The sequence below is a fragment of the Knoellia sp. AC549 genome, from assembly GCF_979258975.1.
In genome coordinates this window covers 591,608-607,166 of the sequence record NZ_OZ409890.1, presented here as the reverse complement: position 1 = coordinate 607,166, position 15,559 = coordinate 591,608, and the positions used below count along the sequence as shown (strand labels likewise).

Sequence of the window (15,559 nt, the reverse complement as noted above, 5' to 3'; positions counted from 1 at the left end):
GCGGGCCGATCGGAGTTCTTCGGGCGAGGCTCGCCGTGGGCGGGCCCTCGCAGAGGGTGTTCGTCGTGCCGACCGGGCACCGTGGACTCGCTCAGCCTACCGCGCCGTATGCCGTCCGGTCGCCGCGGCGAGGTGGCTAGGCTGCGCAGCATGGAGAGCAACGGTGCGGCGGGTCTGGACGACCCGGCATACAGGGCCGCGGTCGTGGACCTCCTGGGTGTCCTGGCCTACGGCGAGCTGACGGCCTGCATCCGGATGGCGACCGACTCGGATCTCGCGCCGTCGTTGCGGATCAAGGCCCAGATGGCGGGTTTCGCGGCCACCGAGTACCGCCAGTACGAGGTGCTCGTCGACCGTTTGGGTGCCCTCGGGGTGGACGCCGAGACCGCCATGCAGCCCTTCGTCGCGCCCTTCTCGGCCTTCCACGACCGGACCCGCCCCAAGAGCTGGGTCGAAGGGCTCATCAAGGCGTATGTCGGCGACGGCATCGCCAAGGACTTCTATCGCGAGATGGCCTCGTTCGTCGACGACGAGACGCGCGCCGCCATGGACCACGCCCTCGACGACGCCGGCGCGGGCGACTTCATCGTCTCCGTCGTCCGGGACGCGATCCAGACCGACAGGAAGGCCACGGGCAGGCTGAGCCTCTGGGGCCGGCGACTGCTGGGTGAGGCACTCAGCCAGGGTCAGTCGGTCGCCGTCGAGCGCGACGCGCTCAGCGGGCTCCTCATCGGTAGGGGAGCCGACCTCACGGCCATCGGCCAGATGTTCACCCGGCTCACCGACCGGCACAGCCAGCGCATGGCCAGGCTCGGTCTCTCCGCCTGACGCTTCGTCTTGGTCCTCGAGGTCGGGGTCAGGTATGTGGGGATGGGTGCGTTTGCGACGAAGGAGCAACTGAGCGCCCATCCCCACATACCTCACCCCGTCTGCGGCCTGGCCACATCTGTCTTCCGGTGACGACCTCTGTGGGGGACGGGGAAGGCCCCGGTCCTCGGGTGAGGATCGGGGCCTTCGCCGTGCTGCAGGTGGACGCGTTGCGTCAGACCTGCCTCTTGTTGGTCGCCATGCCGTAGCCCACGATGAGGAGGGCGGCAACGACGATGCCGGCGAGGAACGGGATGAACTGGAATCCGCCGTTGCCGTTGCTGTATCCGAGCTGGTAGACGAGCCAGGTCGCGATCAGCGAGCCCAGGATGCCGAGGATGACGGTCACGAGGACCGAGATGCTCTGCTTGCCCGGAAGAACCAGGCGGGCCAGGGCCCCGATGATGGCGCCGACGATGATGGCGCCGATGATGGTGGCGAGCACGGTAAGCGCTCCTTTCTGGCCCTCACGGGCGCAGGGGTGGTCACCTGTCTGGTGACCTTGACGAACAAACCCTATGCCACATCTCGGGCGCAGAACGCACAGCGCGCCGCGCAAGTTCCCGACCGACCCGGTTCGTCATCCCGGCAGGTCAGGGCCGGTTTCACCAGGCTGCGCCGCCTGACGCCCGAGCCGTGGCGTCCCTCAGATCTGTCCGAACCCGACGCGGCTCTTCTCGGACTCGCCGACGAGGACCCAGCCCAGGGCCCGGCCGGGGACGAGAAGCTCACGGCCCTTGCTGTCGGTGAGGCGCAGGACCCCGCCGTCGGTCAGGGCTGCGTCGACGGCCTGGGACACCTCGGCCGGAGAGGCGTCGGTCTCGAGTGCGATCTCGCGTGCGACGTTCTGCACGCCGATGTTGACCTCCACGGTCAGTTCCCTTTCGTTCGTGGGGGCCGCCCGGCGAAAGCCGGCGACCTGTTCACGAGAGGCTAACCGTGTGCTGACTCGGATCGTTCCCCGCCCGCCATGGGGAGCGAGCTGATGCCGCGCCACATAAGGGCGGTGACGAGCTCGCTGGCCTCGTCGCGCGTGAGGTCGGACTCGGCGGCGAGCCAGTGTCGCGCGGTGATCTGCGACATGCCGGACAGCCCGGTGGCGAGGAGCATGGCGTGCTCGTCGGGGATGCCGGCATCGTGGGCAATGACGTCGGCGATGGCCTCTGCGCAGGCGAGCTCCAGGGTGTCGAGCCGGGCCCGGACCTGTGGGACGCCGGTGAGGTCGGACTCGAAGATCATCCGGAAGGCGGCACCCTCGCGCGAGACGAAGTCGAAGTAGGCGCTGATGGTTGCGCGGACGCGGTCCTGGTTGTCCTCGGCGGGTTCCTGCATGGCTTGGCGGACGAGGCTCTCGAGGGTGTCGCAGTGCTCATCGAGGAGGGCGAGGTAGAGCTCGAGCTTGCCTGGGAAGTGCTGGTACAGGACCGGCTTCGACACACCTGCGTGCTCAGCGATGTCATCCATCGCGGCAGCGTGGTAGCCCCGCTCGACGAAGACTGCCTGCGCCGCCTCGAGCAGCTGGGCCCTGCGCTCGGATCGGGGCATGCGCTGACCGCGGTGAGGGCTGGTGTCCATGGGAGTCCTGTCTGCGCTTCATTCAGGGTGGTGCGCGTCATAGTACGGAACGCCGGAGTCGTCCGGGCGCGCCCGGACGTATCGTGGCCGGGTGGCTGCCATGGACAGGACAAGCGGGCGTATGCCGCTCGCTCCCGTCGGCGAGCCGCTCTCGCCTGCCGAGCGGACGCGCTTTGCCCGCCACGTCATCCTGCCCGGGATCGGTGACACCGGGCAGCGGCGTCTTCGCGCCGCTCGGGTGCTCGTCGTGGGGGCCGGCGGGCTCGGTTCGCCGATCCTGCTCTACCTCGCAGCCGCGGGGGTCGGGCACCTCACGGTCGTCGATGACGACGTGGTCGAGTCGACCAACCTGCAGCGCCAGGTCGTGCACGGGGTCGCCGATGTCGGACGGCCCAAGGTCGAGTCGGCTGTCTCGGCGCTGGCGGCCCTGGCCCCCGACTCGCTCGTCGTGCCGGTCGCCGAGCGCCTCACGGCGGCCAACGTCCTCGCCCTCGTCGCCGACCACGACGTCGTCGTCGACGGCGCGGACAACTTCCCCACCCGCTACCTCGTCGGGGACGCGTGCGCCCGCCTCGGCGTCCCGCACGTGTGGGGCTCGGTCTACCAGCACGACGCGCAGACGAGTGTCTGGTGGGCGGGCGAGGGCCCGTGCTACCGCTGCGTCTTCCCGACGCCCCCGCCACCGGGTGCGGTGCCGTCCTGCTCGACCGGCGGTGTCCTCGGCGCGAGCTGCGGCGCGGTCGGGTCGGTCATGGCCGAGGAGGTCGTGAAGCTCCTCATCGGAGGTGGTGAGCCGCTCGTCGGTCGGCTGCTGCTGCACGACGCCTGGCGACAGGAGTGGAGCTCGCTCACGGTCGCGGCGGATCCCGACTGTGTCGTGTGCGGCGTCGATGCCGACCCGCGGCGCCCTCTGGGGATCGACGAGCGGCCACCCTCGGACGACCTCGGCGTCCCCCCGTCGGCCGCTGCGACAGGTGAACTCGCCCCGACGATCACGGTCGTGGAGCTGTCGCAGCGACTGCTGGCTCGTGAGGGCGGCGAGGACGACTTCGTGCTCGTCGACGTCCGAGAGCCGGGTGAGCGTGAGGTGGTGACCATCCCCGGTGCCGTGGCGGTCCCGCTGGCGCAGGTGCGCCACGGCGAAGGTGAGGCGCTCGCGCAGGTCGCGGGCGGCATACCGGCGCTCGTCTACTGCAAGTCGGGAGCACGCTCGGCGGAGGCCGTGACCCTGCTGCGCCGCCGGGGTGTCGACGCGGTCGACGTCACCGGCGGGGTGCTGGCCTGGGTGCGGGACGTCGACCCGACCCTGGCGACCTACTGACCGCGGAGCCCGCGAGGCCGGTGTCGGTCCAGCGTGATGGGATCGGGACGTGCTGACCCTCCGACGACCCGCGAGGACCGAGACCCACGTCCCGGTCCTGGACTCCGTGCAGCAGTCGGTCGTCGACTGGCGGAGCACGGGGGTGCTGCGCGTGCTCGGGGCTCCGGGCACGGGCAAGTCGACCGTGGCCGTGGAGCTGGTCGCTGCCCACGCCGGCGACGGTGTCCGCCCCGACCAGTGCCTGCTCCTCGCCTCGTCGCGGCGCAGCGCGGCGCGACTGCGTGACCAGGTGACCGCGCGGGTCGGCGGCACGTCGACCGAGCCGATGGCGCGCACCTTCCCCTCGTTCGGCTTCGGGGTGCTTCGCGCGGCCGCCGCCCTCGTCGGCGACGCCCCTCCGCGGCTGCTCAGTGGACCGGAGCAGGACGTCGTGCTGCGTGAGCTGCTGGCCGGCCATGCGTCGGGGGAGAGCATCGGTCCGAGCTGGCCGGGCCGGGTCCAGCTGGCGCTGCCGACCCGGGCGTTCCGCGCCGAGCTGCGTGACCTGCTCATGCGCGCCGTCGAGCTGGGTCTCGACGCCGACGAGCTGGGTGAGCTGGGCATCCTGCACGGGCGCGAGGAGTGGGTGGCCGGGGCCGAGCTGCTGCGTGAGTACGACGAGGTCACCGCGCTGCTGACGCCGGGCGCGTTCGACCCGGCCTGGATCCTCGGCGCTGCCGCGGGCGCGCTCGCGGGCGACGAGGGGCTCGCGCACTCGCTCACCTCCTCGCTGCGGCTCGTCGTCGTGGACGACGCCCAGGAGATGACTCCCGCGGCACTGCGCCTGCTCGAGGTGCTGCGTCAGGTCGCACCAGCCGCCGGCATCGTCCTCATCGGGGACCCCGACAGCGCGACCCAGACGTTCCGGGGCGGCGACCCCACACTCCTGGCGCGCGAGTGGGCCGTGCTCGGCGACGGGCCGACCGTCGTACTCCCGCGCAGCCACCGGCTGCCCGAGTCCCTGCAGGCCGTCACCCAGGCCGTGGCCGGCCACATCGGTGTCCTAGGGGATGCGGCCCACCGCAGGGCCGAGGCACGGGGCGACGGCGGGGAGGCGCAGGTGCACCTGCTGCGGTCGGCGAGCCAGGAGGCCGGTTTCATCGCCTCGCGCCTGCGAGCAGCCCACCTCCTCGACGACGTGCCGTGGTCCGACATGGCCGTCATCGTGCGTGGGCAGTCCCGCAGCGCAGCCTTGCGCCGGGCCCTGCAGTCCTCGGGTGTGCCCGTGAGCGCCGCCGAGGCCGAGCTGCCGGTGCGCGACGAGCCAGCGGTGCGACCGCTGCTCACGCTCCTCCAGGTCGTCGCCGACCTTGCGCTGGAGCGGACCCAGGACGTGCCCGTGGAGGCGGCGCTCGACGTGCTCGTCTCGCCCCTCGGGGCAGCCGACCCGGTCGAACTGCGACGGCTGCGTCGGGCGCTCCGGCGCGACGAGCTCGACGCGGGCGGCTCCCGCACGAGCGACGAGCTCATCGCCGAGGTGCTGCTGCGGCCGGCGGTCCGCGACCGCCTCGGTCTGGAGGGGCGCTCGGTGCAGCGCATCGGCCGGATGATCCGGGCCGGTGTGGAGGCGTGCGGAGCCGTCGACGGCAGCTGGGGTCCGGGCGCGAGCGCCGAGCGCATCCTCTGGTCGATGTGGGATGCCTCCCGGCTTGCCGGGCTCTGGCGCGAGACGGCGCTGGGTGGTGGTGCGGCCGGCGCGCGCGCCGACCGTGACCTCGATGCCGTGCTCGCCGTGCTGAGGTCTGCGGCCACCTATGGCGAGCGGTTGCCGGGGTCCTCCCCCGAGGCCTTCCTCCACCACGTCCTCGGACAGGACGTGCCCGGCGACACGCTCGCTGCCCGGGCTCCTGCCGGCGAGGCGGTCTCGCTGCTCACGCCCCAGTCCGCGGCCGGGCGCCAGTGGCCGCTCGTCGTCGTCGCCGGCGTGCAGGAGGGGAGCTGGCCCGACCTCCGGCTCCGCGGCTCCCTCCTCGGCTCCCAGGACCTCGTCGACGTCGTGCGAGGTCGCGCGGGTGGGCATCGTGCCGCACTTGCGGCGGTCCGTCACGACGAGACCCGCCTCTTCCACGTCGCCGTGTCGCGTGCGAGCCGGTCGCTGCTCGTCACCGCGGTCCGCAGTGAGGACGAGCAGCCTTCTCCCTATCTCGATGTCGTCGATCCGCTGCCCGATGACGCAGATCGCCGTGAGCCCAGCGACTGGGCACGGCCGGTCACGCTGCCGACACTCGTGGGCGCCCTGCGCCGCGATGTCGTGTCGACGGACCCCCGTCGCCGCGGCGGCGCGATCACCGGCCTGGCCAGACTCGCGCGAGCCGGTGTGCCCGGCGCAGATCCGGCCTCGTGGTGGGTGCTGCACGGGCTGTCCGACGAGCGACCGAGGCGCGGCCCGGTCGACGCCGTGCGGGTCGGCCCGTCGGCCATCGACGGGTTCGGCTCGTGCCAGCTCAGGTGGGCGCTCACCAAGGTCGGTGGCGACGGCCCCATGATCGGTCAGCGCGACATCGGCACGCTCATCCACGAGATCGCCGCCGAGGGGGACTCCGACGCGGCGACGATGCGCGCGACGCTCGAGGAGCGTTGGCCCCGACTCGGGCTTCCGCAGGGGTGGTCGACCGACCTCAAGCGCCGAGAGGCCGAGCGGATGGTCGACCGGCTCGCACGCTTCTTCGCCGAGAACACCGCCGCCGGGTGGCGCCGGCTGGCGGCGGAGTCGCGGATGAAGGTCGAGCTCGGCCGCGTCGTCCTCAGTGGAACCGTCGACCGGCTCGACGTGGCGCCTTCCGGTGAGGTGCGCGTTCTCGACTACAAGACCGGTTCGAGCAAGCCCAAGGCGGCGGATGTCCCGCGGCACGGCCAGCTCGGCGCCTACCAGCTGGCCGTGGTCTCTGGCGGGTTCGAGGATGTCGAGGTCCCTTCGACGTCCTCCGGCGCGGCCCTGCTCCACGTGGGCAAGGCGGCGAACAAGTCGACGACGATCCAGGTCCAGCCACCCCTGTCGAAGGATGCCGACCCCGAGTGGGCGCAGCGTCTCGTCGTCGAGACGGGTGAGCTCATGGGCGGCACGACGTTCGTGGCCACGCCGAGCGACGAGCTCTGCCGCACCTGCCCGGTGCGCAGCTCATGTCCGGCCCAGGCCGAGGGGAGAGCGCTGTGACTGCCCTCCCCGAGACGGAGGTGCGCTGGTCCGCCGCCGCTGTCGCTGAGGCGATCGGTTTGCCGCACCGTCCCACGCCCGAGCAGACGGCCGTCATCGAGGCGCCCCTGCGCCCGCTGCTCGTCATCGCAGGCGCCGGGTCGGGCAAGACCGAGACGATGGCCGCACGCGTCGTCTGGCTCGTCGCCAACGGCTTCGTCGAGCCCGAGGACGTGCTCGGGCTCACCTTCACCCGCAAGGCGGCAACGGAGCTGTCGGACCGGATCGGCAACCGGCTCGCCCAGCTGCGCAGGGTCGGACTCTGGACCCCGCAAGCGGTCGACGGCGCACCCTCCCTCGGGGCGGCCGTGAGCGTGTCGACCTACCACTCGTATGCCGGCCGGCTCGTGCGCGAGCACGGCCTGCGGCTCGGCTACGAGGCCGACACCCGCCTGCTCTCGGAGGCCGCTGCCTGGCAGACCGCACACGAGGCCGTGGCCCGCTACGACGGACCGATGGATGAGGTCGACAAGGCGGAGGCCACGGTGACAGCGGCCGTCGTCGACCTCGCGGGTGAGATGGCAGAGCACCTCCAGAGCCCCGAGTCCGTTGCGGCGCACCTCGATCGGATCATCGCGGGCCTCGAGGAGCTCGAGCGTGGCGACACCAGAAGGCGCGTCCACCCGGTTGCCGACGAGCTGGCGAGCCTCCGGCTGCGGCGGGCTGTTCTGCCCATCGTCGACCGCTACGCGCAGCTCAAGCGGTGCCGTGACGCGATGGACTTCGCCGACCAGATGGCCTTGGCGGCGCGTCTGGCCATGACCTTCGACGACATCGGCGCGATCGAGCGGGCCCGTCACCGGGTGGTGCTCCTCGACGAGTTCCAGGACACGTCCGAGGCACAGCTCGCGCTGCTCAAGGCGCTCTACGTCGCACCGGGCGAGACCTCGGCCGTGACCGCGGTCGGTGACCCGCACCAGTCGATCTACGGCTGGCGCGGAGCGAGCGCGACGACCCTCACCCGGTTCGCACTGGAGTTCGCCGACCCGGAGCCCGCCGAGAAGCTCGACCTCTCGACGAGCTGGCGCAACGACAGCGCCATCCTCGAGGTCGCCAACCACCTGGCACATCCGCTGCGAGCGGCGTCGCGCGTCCCCGTGGAGCCGCTCTCGTCGCGCCCCGGCGCAGGCTCCGGCTCGGTCGAGGTCGCTCGCCTGCTCACCGCTGCCGACGAGGCCGACCACATCGCTCAGTGGCTGGCAGCTCACCGCTCCAGGGGGGCCGTGAGCGCAGCGGTCCTCTGCCGCAAACGGGCCGAGTTCGCCACCGTGACAGCGGCACTGGAGGAGCACGGCATACCCCACGAAGTGGTTGGTCTCGGTGGTCTCCTCCTCACGCCGGAGGTCGAGGACGTCGTCGCCCTGCTGCACGTCGTTCAGGATCCCGCCCGCGGTGACCACCTCGTCCGGCTCCTCTCCGGACCGATGATGAGGCTCGGCATCGCCGACCTCGATGCCCTGGCGCAGTGGTCCCGGGTGCAGCAGCGCCAGCGTGGCGGGTCGTTGGCTCGCCACGAGCGCGACCTCGCCCCGGACGCCGCCGACGCGCCGAGCATCATCGAGGCGCTCGATGACCTGCCGCCGCGCGGCTGGGTCGGCGACGAGGGCGAGCGGCTCTCCGACGTCGCCCGCGACCGGCTGGCCGGGCTCGCGGCCACCGTGCGGCGTCTGCGCGGGCTGACCTTCCTCCCGCTCGCCGATCTCGTCCTCGAGGCCGAGAAGGCTCTGGGCCTCGACATCGAGGTCCTGTCCCGCCCCGAGTACACCCCGGCGGCAGCTCGGGCCCACCTCGACGCCTTCGGCGACGTGGCAGCGCAGTTCTCGCAGAGCGCCGACCGAGCGACCCTCGGGGGGTTCCTCGACTGGGTCAAGGCGGCGATCGACGAGGAACGCGGTCTGGACCGCGGCTACGCCGACGCCACGCCCGACGCGGTGCAGGTGATGACCATCCACGCTGCCAAGGGCCTCGAGTGGGACGTCGTCGCCGTGCCCGCTCTCGTGGAGAGCACCTTCCCCGCCCACAACCTCCACACGCCGCGCTTCACGGACGAGCAGTGGCGCATCTCGGCTCCCAAGGACAAGGGCTGGCTCGGTGGTCTCACCGACGGCGGCCTGCCCTACGAGCTGCGAGGAGACCGTGACGGACTGCCCGACTTCGGCTGGCGCAGCGCGGGCGGGTGGGACGAGTTGGCCGACCGCCTGGAGGAGTTCGCTCTCGCTGGTGGGGAGCACGCCATCGCGGAGGAGCGCCGCCTCGCGTATGTCGCGACGACGCGGGCGCGACACGCTCTGCTGCTCACCGCCAGCGTCTGGAGTCGCCCCAGGACACCGCGACTGACCTCTCGTTTCCTCGACGAGGTGCTTGCGCTCGCGCGCGACGACACCTCGTCCCCGGTCCGGCTGGGTCCCTGGACCGACCTCCCCGAGCCGCCGGCGGACGGGTCGGCCCTGGTCAAGCCGGGCACGGAGGACGGCCAGGAGTTCGTCTGGCCGGTCGACCACCTGGCCCATCGCCGAGTGCGGGCCGGTGCGGCCGCTCGCGCCGTCACCGATGCCGTCACCGCCGGTGACACGGCCAGCGCGGTGCAGGACGACGGATCCGGGGGAGATCCGCGGACCGTGACCGGCTCGGACGACGCGGGCCCGTGGGCGCGTGAGGTCGATGTCCTGCTGGCGGAGCGGGAAGCGCGCAGGACCCGTCACGACGACGTCGTCGAGCTGCCGTCGCACCTCTCCACGTCATCGCTCGTGGCGTTCGCCACCGACCCCGAGGCCTACGCAGCCGAGCTGCGCCGTCCCATGCCGTCGGCGCCCGCGCAGGCGGCCAGCCGGGGGACCGCCTTCCACGCGTGGGTCGAGTCGCACTATGCCCGGGCCGCCATCGTCGACCTCTTCGACCTTCCCGGCAGCGCCGATGAGGACCCTTCGGGCGACGAGGAGCTGCCGGTCATGCGTGAGCGGTTCCTCGCTAGCCCGTGGGCGGCCCGAGAACCCCTCGAGATCGAGACGGCTCTGGAGACAGTGGTCGACGGCGTCGCCCTCCGCGGACGCATCGACGCGGTGTTCCGTGACGTCGAGGATGCTGACTGGGTCATCGTCGACTGGAAGACCGGGCGTCGGCCCGCCGGCGAGGTCGCCCGGCTGCGGGCACTGCAGCTCGCGGCCTACCGCGTCGCCTGGGCGCGCCTGCGCGGCGTCGACCCGCAGCGGGTGCGTGGGGCGTTCTACTACGCCGCCACCGGTGAGACGGTCTGGCCCGAGCTCGCCGACGAGGCCGAGATCAGCGACCTTCTCGCCGGAGTTCCTCGGGACTGAGCCCTGGCTCCGCCGTCTCCTCCTCGGAGTGCACGGCCTTGCTCGACGACCCGAACGTGCGCGGCGTCCAGGGGACCTCTTCATCGAGCGAGGGATCCTCGTCCGGCTCGTCGAAGTCGAGGTCGAGCCCCAGTCGAGAGGTCGCCGAGGACTGACGGATCTCGGTTCCTTCGGGGACCGCGGTTCCTTCGGCGACCTCGGGGCCCTCGGCGACCTCGGGAGTTTCCGTGACCTGTGGCGTCGGGGTCGGCATATCGGAGTCGTCGGACCCGTCAGACCCGTCGGACTCGTCGGAGTGGTCCAGGTCGTCGGAGTGGTTGGACTCGTCGAGGTCGTCGAGGTCGTCGGAGGGGTCGGAGGGGTCGGACTCGCGAAGGTCGCTGGACTCCACCGGGTCGGGCGACGCGGCGAAGGGGGTGGGCTCGCCCACGTCGGTGGGCTCGACCTCGCGCGCAGGAGTGGTCGACCTCGTGGGCTCTGCCGGGTCCTTCGCCACATCGGGTTCGGCGGCCACGCTGGGCCCGGCCAGGTCCGCGCCGCCGTGCGGCTCTTCGGTGTCGGCCGCAGCCGGCTCGAGCTCGACGACCTCGTCCTCGTCCTCGTCGTCGTCGGCCAGCGCAGGCGGGGGCGTGGTCCGAGCCCGCAGCGCGACCGGCGTCAGCGAGTTCCGGCGGTAGTCGTCGGTCTCACGCTCCTCGTGCACCGACTCGTCGAGGCGGCGCAGTCGGCTGGAGAGTCCCTCGATCGCCGGCTCGTCACCTCGGGCATCGGCCCGCATCAGCTCGGCCAGCACCGTGAGCTCGGCGGCGAGCCGGGCACGCACGAGGAGGTTCGCATCCGGCCGCTCGACCCGTGCGTGGGCATAGGCCTCGAGCACCGTCTCGACCGTCGCCGGGTCGGCCTCGTCGACCAGCGCTGCGAAGTCATCGGCCGGGTCGGCGACCTTGGCGTCCTCCCAGCCGGTGATGCCGCGGATGCGACCTGTCGACGCGTCAGCGTCGTCCTCGAAGACGGCAAGGACCTGGTCGCCGGTGAGGTCGCCGTGCACCGGCGTGGGGGCGAACCGCCAGAGCGCCACGTCCTCGAGCGCACGCTCCCAGCGGGCCAGCAGGGCGGTGGGCACGCGTCCGGACTCGGCGGCGCGGTCGAGATCAGCGAGTCGGCGGGTGCGATAGGAGTCGGTGTCGTACGACGGCATACCGGCCTCGTCGAAGAGCCGCGGATCCGTGTTGTGCAGCGCGGCGAGGGCGCGACCGAGGTCCGCGGCCGGACCGGCGCCGGCCGGCAGGGCGTCGAAGGCGAGGTTGTGCCCGGGCAGGTAGGGGTAGACCATCGCGCGGCCGCCGGTCTTGAGCTCGACGAAGCCGCGCGGCGCCGGGACCGTGAAGGGGAGGCGCCTGGCCAGCAGCTGCAGCAGCCTGACGGTGAGGTCCATCCGGGCCGCCGCAAGCTCGTTGCGAGGCGCCCGCACCACCCATCGACGGTGTTCGGTGTCCTGGACGAAGGCGACGTCGTAGTCCTGCTCGGGCACGCTCGGGAGGGCCTCGACGCTCACCGGGTCCAGTCCCGGGACGCCGGCGCTCGCGAGGGCTGCGAGGAAGGTCGGGGTGCGTTCCACCCGTTCACCGTATGCCGTGGGGCCCCCTAGGGTGGTGACGTGGCGCGTGCAACAGCGAGTCTTCCTTCCCTTGCCCTCTCTCGTGGCGGCCTCGACCGCCACAGCGAGCTCCGCACCGAACCCGGTCTGCTCGACGTCCTCCTGGACGATCCGGCCACGAGGGTGCTCGAGCTCGTGGACGGCCGAGCCGAGGTCGACGAGCACGGCGAGGACGGCGAGGACACCGACGAGGGTCAGGTGGCGCTGCGCTATCGCTCCCCGCTGCCCACTGACCGCGAGGCCTTCGTCGCCTATCTCGGCCACGACGCTCATACGGGCGGCACGGCATACCTTCTCTCCGTCGCGGGGGAGGCCACGCCGGTCGTCGACGACCCGGGCAGGCGCGGACTCCGGGCGGTCGGTGCTCGCCTCGGGGACCTCGACGCCGGAGTCCTCACCACGGCCACGGGTCTGGCCAACTGGCATGCGCGACACCGCTTCTGCCCACGATGCGGCTCGCCCACCGAGCCGGCCCACTCGGGCTGGACGCGCGTGTGCCCGATCGACGAGAGCGAGCACTACCCACGCACCGACCCGGCCGTCATCATGTCGGTGATCGACGACCGCGACCGGCTGCTGCTCGCCCGAGGTGTCGGTTTCGCACCCCAGGGGATGTCGGTCCTCGCCGGCTTCGTCGAGCCGGGCGAGAGCCTGGCGAGTGCCGTGGCGCGCGAGGTGCACGAGGAGGTCGGCGTCACCGTGAGCGACGTGGCCTACCTCGGTGACCAGCCCTGGCCCTTCCCGTCCTCACTCATGATCGGGTTCACTGCACGCGCGGTCACCACCGAGCTGACGCTCCAGGAGAGTGAGATCGAGGCGGCGCGCTGGTTCGACCGCGACGAGTTCACGCGGGCGGTGGCCGACGGTGAGCTGCGGATCTCCAGCCGGATCTCGATCGCCCGTCGACTCATCGAGCACTGGTACGGCGCCGAGATCGACGTCGCCGAGACCCCGCTGCGCGGCTGATCAGCCGGCGAGGCGCTGCTTGACCTCGGCCAGGGACGGGTTCGTGGCCGCGGACCCGTCGGGGAAGACCACGGTGGGCACGGTCTGGTTGCCACCGTTGACCTGCATCACGTAGACCGCGGCGTCCTCGTCACGCTCGATGTCGATGACGTCGACGGCGATCCCCTCGCGGTCCAGCTGGGACTTGAGGCGACGGCAGTAGCCGCACCACGTCGTCGAGTACATCGTGATCGTTCCCGCGGCGGGGTTCCTGGGGCTCATGGCGCTCCTGTGGACAGGCGAGGGTGGGTGGTCGTAGCTGCAACCTAGGATCGCATCGATGTCTTCCATGCCCGCGCACCCGTCCGCCGACGCCATCCTCGACGGCCTCGACCCGGAGCAGCGAGAGGTCGCCGCCAACCCGACCGGACCGATGGTCGTGCTCGCCGGCGCAGGCACGGGCAAGACGCGCGCCATCACCCACCGGATCGCGTATGCCGTGCTGTCCGGTGCGCAGCAGCCGCAGCGGACGCTCGCCGTCACCTTCACCGCGAGGGCAGCGGGGGAGATGCGCACCCGGTTGCGCGACCTCGGTGTGGGTGGGGTGCAGGCCCGGACGTTCCACGCGGCCGCGTTGCGACAGCTGCACTACTTCTGGCCGCAGGCGATCGGTGGTGCGGCGCCCGAGGTGATGCCGCACAAGGCCGGTGCCGTGGCAGAAGCGGCGGGTCGACTGCGGATGCGGTTCGACCGCACGGGGGTTCGCGACCTGGCTGCCGAGGTCGAGTGGGCCAAGGTCAGCATGCTGACGTCCGAGACCTATGCGGCCGCAGCACGGGCGGCGGGCCGTGAGGCGCCGGGCCTCGACCTCACGGCGATGTCCCGAGTGCTCGCCGCCTACGAGGAGGTCAAGGCCCAGCGTGGGGTGATCGACTTCGAGGACGTGCTGCTCGTCCTCGTCGGCATCCTCGACGAGAACGAGGGTGTCGCCCGGGCCGTGCGCGAGCAGTACCGCAGCTTCGTCGTGGACGAGTACCAGGACGTCAACGCCCTGCAGCAACGACTGCTCGACCTGTGGCTGGCCGACCGGCAGGACATCTGCGTCGTCGGCGATCCGGCCCAGACGATCTACTCGTTCACCGGCGCCTCGCCGGTCCACCTGCTCGGCTTCCGGGCCCGCCACCCCAAGGCCCGTCAGGTCGAGCTCGTGCGCAACTACCGGTCCACCCCCGAGATCGTGGGCCTCGCCAACCTGGTGCTGCGCTCCCCGGGCGGTGGCCGGCGCAGCGGCTCGGTCGTGCTGGAGGCCCAGCGGGAGACCGGCCCGGCACCGGTCCTGCTCCACCATCCCGATGACCCCAGCGAGGCCGCGGCCGTCGCCTCCGCGATCGGTGACCTCATCGCCGCCGGCACGGCTCCGGCCCAGATCGCGGTCCTCTTCCGCACCAACGGGCAGTCCGAGGTCGTGGAGTCAGCCCTCGCCGACCGTGGCATCCCCTACCTCGTCCGGGGTGGCGAGCGCTTCTTCCAGCGCAAGGAGGTGCGCGAGGCGATCGTCCTCATCCGCGGTGCGGCCCGGTCGGATGACGGCTCCGTGCCCCTGCCCGACCTGGTGCGCGATGTGCTGCTCGGTGTCGGGTGGACGCGCGACGCCCCCAACGCGGGTGGCGCAGCGCGCGAGCGTTGGGAGTCGCTGGCCTCACTGGCCGCGCTGGCCGACGACCTCGTTGCCGCGGACTCAGAGGCGCGCATGCCGGCCTTCGTCCGTGAGCTCGACGAGCGGATGGCCTCCCAGCACGCGCCGTCGGTGCAGGGGGTCACGCTGGCCTCGCTCCACGCGGCCAAGGGGCTGGAGTGGGGGACCGTGTTCCTCATCGGTGCATCCGACGGCTACCTCCCGATCTCGATGGCCGACACCCCGGAAGCCATCGAGGAGGAGCGCCGGCTGCTCTATGTCGGGGTGACACGAGCCCGCGACCGCCTCGTCGTCTCGTGGTCGGGTGCCCGCACTCCCGGCGCGCGCGCGACGCGCCGTCCCTCCCGCTTCCTCGACGGGACGGCCTGCATCCTCGGTGACGGCGCACGCTCCCAGCCCCGACGGTCTGCACGCGTCGGAGGTGGCGCGGCCAAGGCACCCAAGGTCGCTCGTCGCAGCACCTGCCGCACCTGCGGCGCCGACCTGTCGACTGCCGCCGAGCGCACCGTCGGCCGATGCTCGAGCTGCCCAGCGACCTACGACGAGGCGATGTTCGAGCGTCTGCGCGAGTGGCGTCTGGCCACGTCCCGCGCGGCAAGCGTGCCCGCCTTCGTCGTCTTCACCGATGCCACGCTCACCGCGATCGCCGAGCAGACGCCGAGCGACGTGGCGGGCCTGTCGGCGATCAGTGGGGTCGGGCAGCGCAAGCTCGACCTCTATGCCAGCCAGGTCCTCGCGGTCCTGGGCGGCGAACCTCCCGAGTCCGTTGTCGATTCCGCAACAAATTCTCAGAGCGAATCTTCCTCTGCCACAACGGAATCCGACGCCTGAAGCGCTGCTCGACCAAACCGGTTCCTTAATTCCGTTGCACCGCCTCGCAGCGGTCCCCTAACCTGATCTGACGCAGCACGGCAACCGCCGTGCCACGACGTCACCAGGACAGTGAGGAGGG

Annotated in this window: 11 protein-coding genes; 6 read left to right on the top strand and 5 right to left on the bottom strand. The window is 72.0% G+C overall.

The genetic code is table 11. The features are described from left to right. The first annotated feature begins 150 nt into the window (after nt 1–150). Complete coding sequence (locus tag ACZZ98_RS02875; RefSeq protein ID WP_463514855.1) at nt 151–828, top strand: ferritin-like fold-containing protein; 678 nt, start codon at nt 151–153, stop codon at nt 826–828. Between the two features lie 214 nt (nt 829–1,042). Here the strand turns inward: ACZZ98_RS02875 and ACZZ98_RS02870 are convergent, their stop codons facing one another. The 3 genes from ACZZ98_RS02870 to ACZZ98_RS02860 form a co-directional block, all read right to left on the bottom strand. Beyond that, the gene (locus ACZZ98_RS02870) at nt 1,043–1,312 is read right to left on the bottom strand and encodes a GlsB/YeaQ/YmgE family stress response membrane protein (protein WP_380085490.1); all 270 of its coding nucleotides are present in this window, start codon (nt 1,310–1,312) and stop codon (nt 1,043–1,045) included. A gap of 201 nt (nt 1,313–1,513) precedes the next feature. Further along, the gene (locus ACZZ98_RS02865; protein WP_380085489.1) at nt 1,514–1,738 is read right to left on the bottom strand and encodes a DUF3107 domain-containing protein; all 225 of its coding nucleotides are present in this window, start codon (nt 1,736–1,738) and stop codon (nt 1,514–1,516) included. A gap of 62 nt (nt 1,739–1,800) precedes the next feature. Continuing rightward, entirely contained in the window at nt 1,801–2,442 is a 642-nt protein-coding gene (locus ACZZ98_RS02860; protein ID WP_463514854.1) for a TetR/AcrR family transcriptional regulator, read from the bottom strand. Between the two features lie 100 nt (nt 2,443–2,542). Here ACZZ98_RS02860 and ACZZ98_RS02855 point away from each other — a divergent pair, with 100 nt between their 5' ends. Genes ACZZ98_RS02855 through ACZZ98_RS02845 form a run of 3 tightly spaced genes read left to right on the top strand, consistent with a single transcriptional unit; the run spans nt 2,543 to nt 10,309 of the window. Further along, nucleotides 2,543–3,763, top strand: coding sequence for a ThiF family adenylyltransferase (locus ACZZ98_RS02855; RefSeq protein ID WP_463517710.1), 1,221 nt, complete (start codon nt 2,543–2,545; stop codon nt 3,761–3,763). Between the two features lie 49 nt (nt 3,764–3,812). After that, a complete protein-coding gene (locus ACZZ98_RS02850; RefSeq protein ID WP_463514853.1) occupies nt 3,813–6,956 on the top strand; it encodes an ATP-dependent helicase in 3,144 nt (1,047 codons plus the stop codon). Beyond that, entirely contained in the window at nt 6,953–10,309 is a 3,357-nt protein-coding gene (locus tag ACZZ98_RS02845; protein ID WP_463514852.1) for an ATP-dependent helicase, read from the top strand. Before ACZZ98_RS02850 ends, ACZZ98_RS02845 begins: the two co-directional genes overlap by 4 nt. Here the strand turns inward: ACZZ98_RS02845 and ACZZ98_RS02840 are convergent. After that, on the bottom strand, nt 10,275–11,927 hold the full coding sequence (locus ACZZ98_RS02840; protein WP_463514851.1) for a macrolide 2'-phosphotransferase: 1,653 nt from the start codon (nt 11,925–11,927) through the stop codon (nt 10,275–10,277). The two genes, ACZZ98_RS02845 and ACZZ98_RS02840, sit on opposite strands and share 35 nt — an antisense overlap. A 39-nt stretch (nt 11,928–11,966) precedes the next feature. Between ACZZ98_RS02840 and nudC the strand changes: the two genes are divergently transcribed. Beyond that, the gene (gene nudC / locus ACZZ98_RS02835; RefSeq protein ID WP_463514850.1) at nt 11,967–12,932 is read left to right on the top strand and encodes an NAD(+) diphosphatase; all 966 of its coding nucleotides are present in this window, start codon (nt 11,967–11,969) and stop codon (nt 12,930–12,932) included. Here nudC and ACZZ98_RS02830 read toward each other — a convergent pair whose 3' ends face one another. After that, the gene (locus ACZZ98_RS02830) at nt 12,933–13,193 is read right to left on the bottom strand and encodes a mycoredoxin (RefSeq protein WP_463514849.1); all 261 of its coding nucleotides are present in this window, start codon (nt 13,191–13,193) and stop codon (nt 12,933–12,935) included. Between the two features lie 58 nt (nt 13,194–13,251). Between ACZZ98_RS02830 and ACZZ98_RS02825 the strand changes: the two genes are divergently transcribed. Continuing rightward, a complete protein-coding gene (locus tag ACZZ98_RS02825; protein ID WP_463514848.1) occupies nt 13,252–15,438 on the top strand; it encodes an ATP-dependent DNA helicase UvrD2 in 2,187 nt (728 codons plus the stop codon). Nucleotides 15,439–15,559: the final 121 nt, after the last annotated feature.

Bases quoted from the DNA above. Each gene is read 5' to 3' on its own strand.
- ACZZ98_RS02830 (WP_463514849.1), bottom strand. From the start codon at position 13,193: ATGAGCCCCAGGAACCCCGCCGCGGGAACGATCACGATGTACTCGACG.
- ACZZ98_RS02860 (WP_463514854.1), bottom strand. From the start codon at position 2,442: ATGGACACCAGCCCTCACCGCGGTCAGCGCATGCCCCGATCCGAGCGC.
- ACZZ98_RS02875 (WP_463514855.1), top strand. From the start codon at position 151: ATGGAGAGCAACGGTGCGGCGGGTCTGGACGACCCGGCATACAGGGCC.
- ACZZ98_RS02825 (WP_463514848.1), top strand. From the start codon at position 13,252: ATGTCTTCCATGCCCGCGCACCCGTCCGCCGACGCCATCCTCGACGGC.
- ACZZ98_RS02855 (WP_463517710.1), top strand. From the start codon at position 2,543: ATGGACAGGACAAGCGGGCGTATGCCGCTCGCTCCCGTCGGCGAGCCG.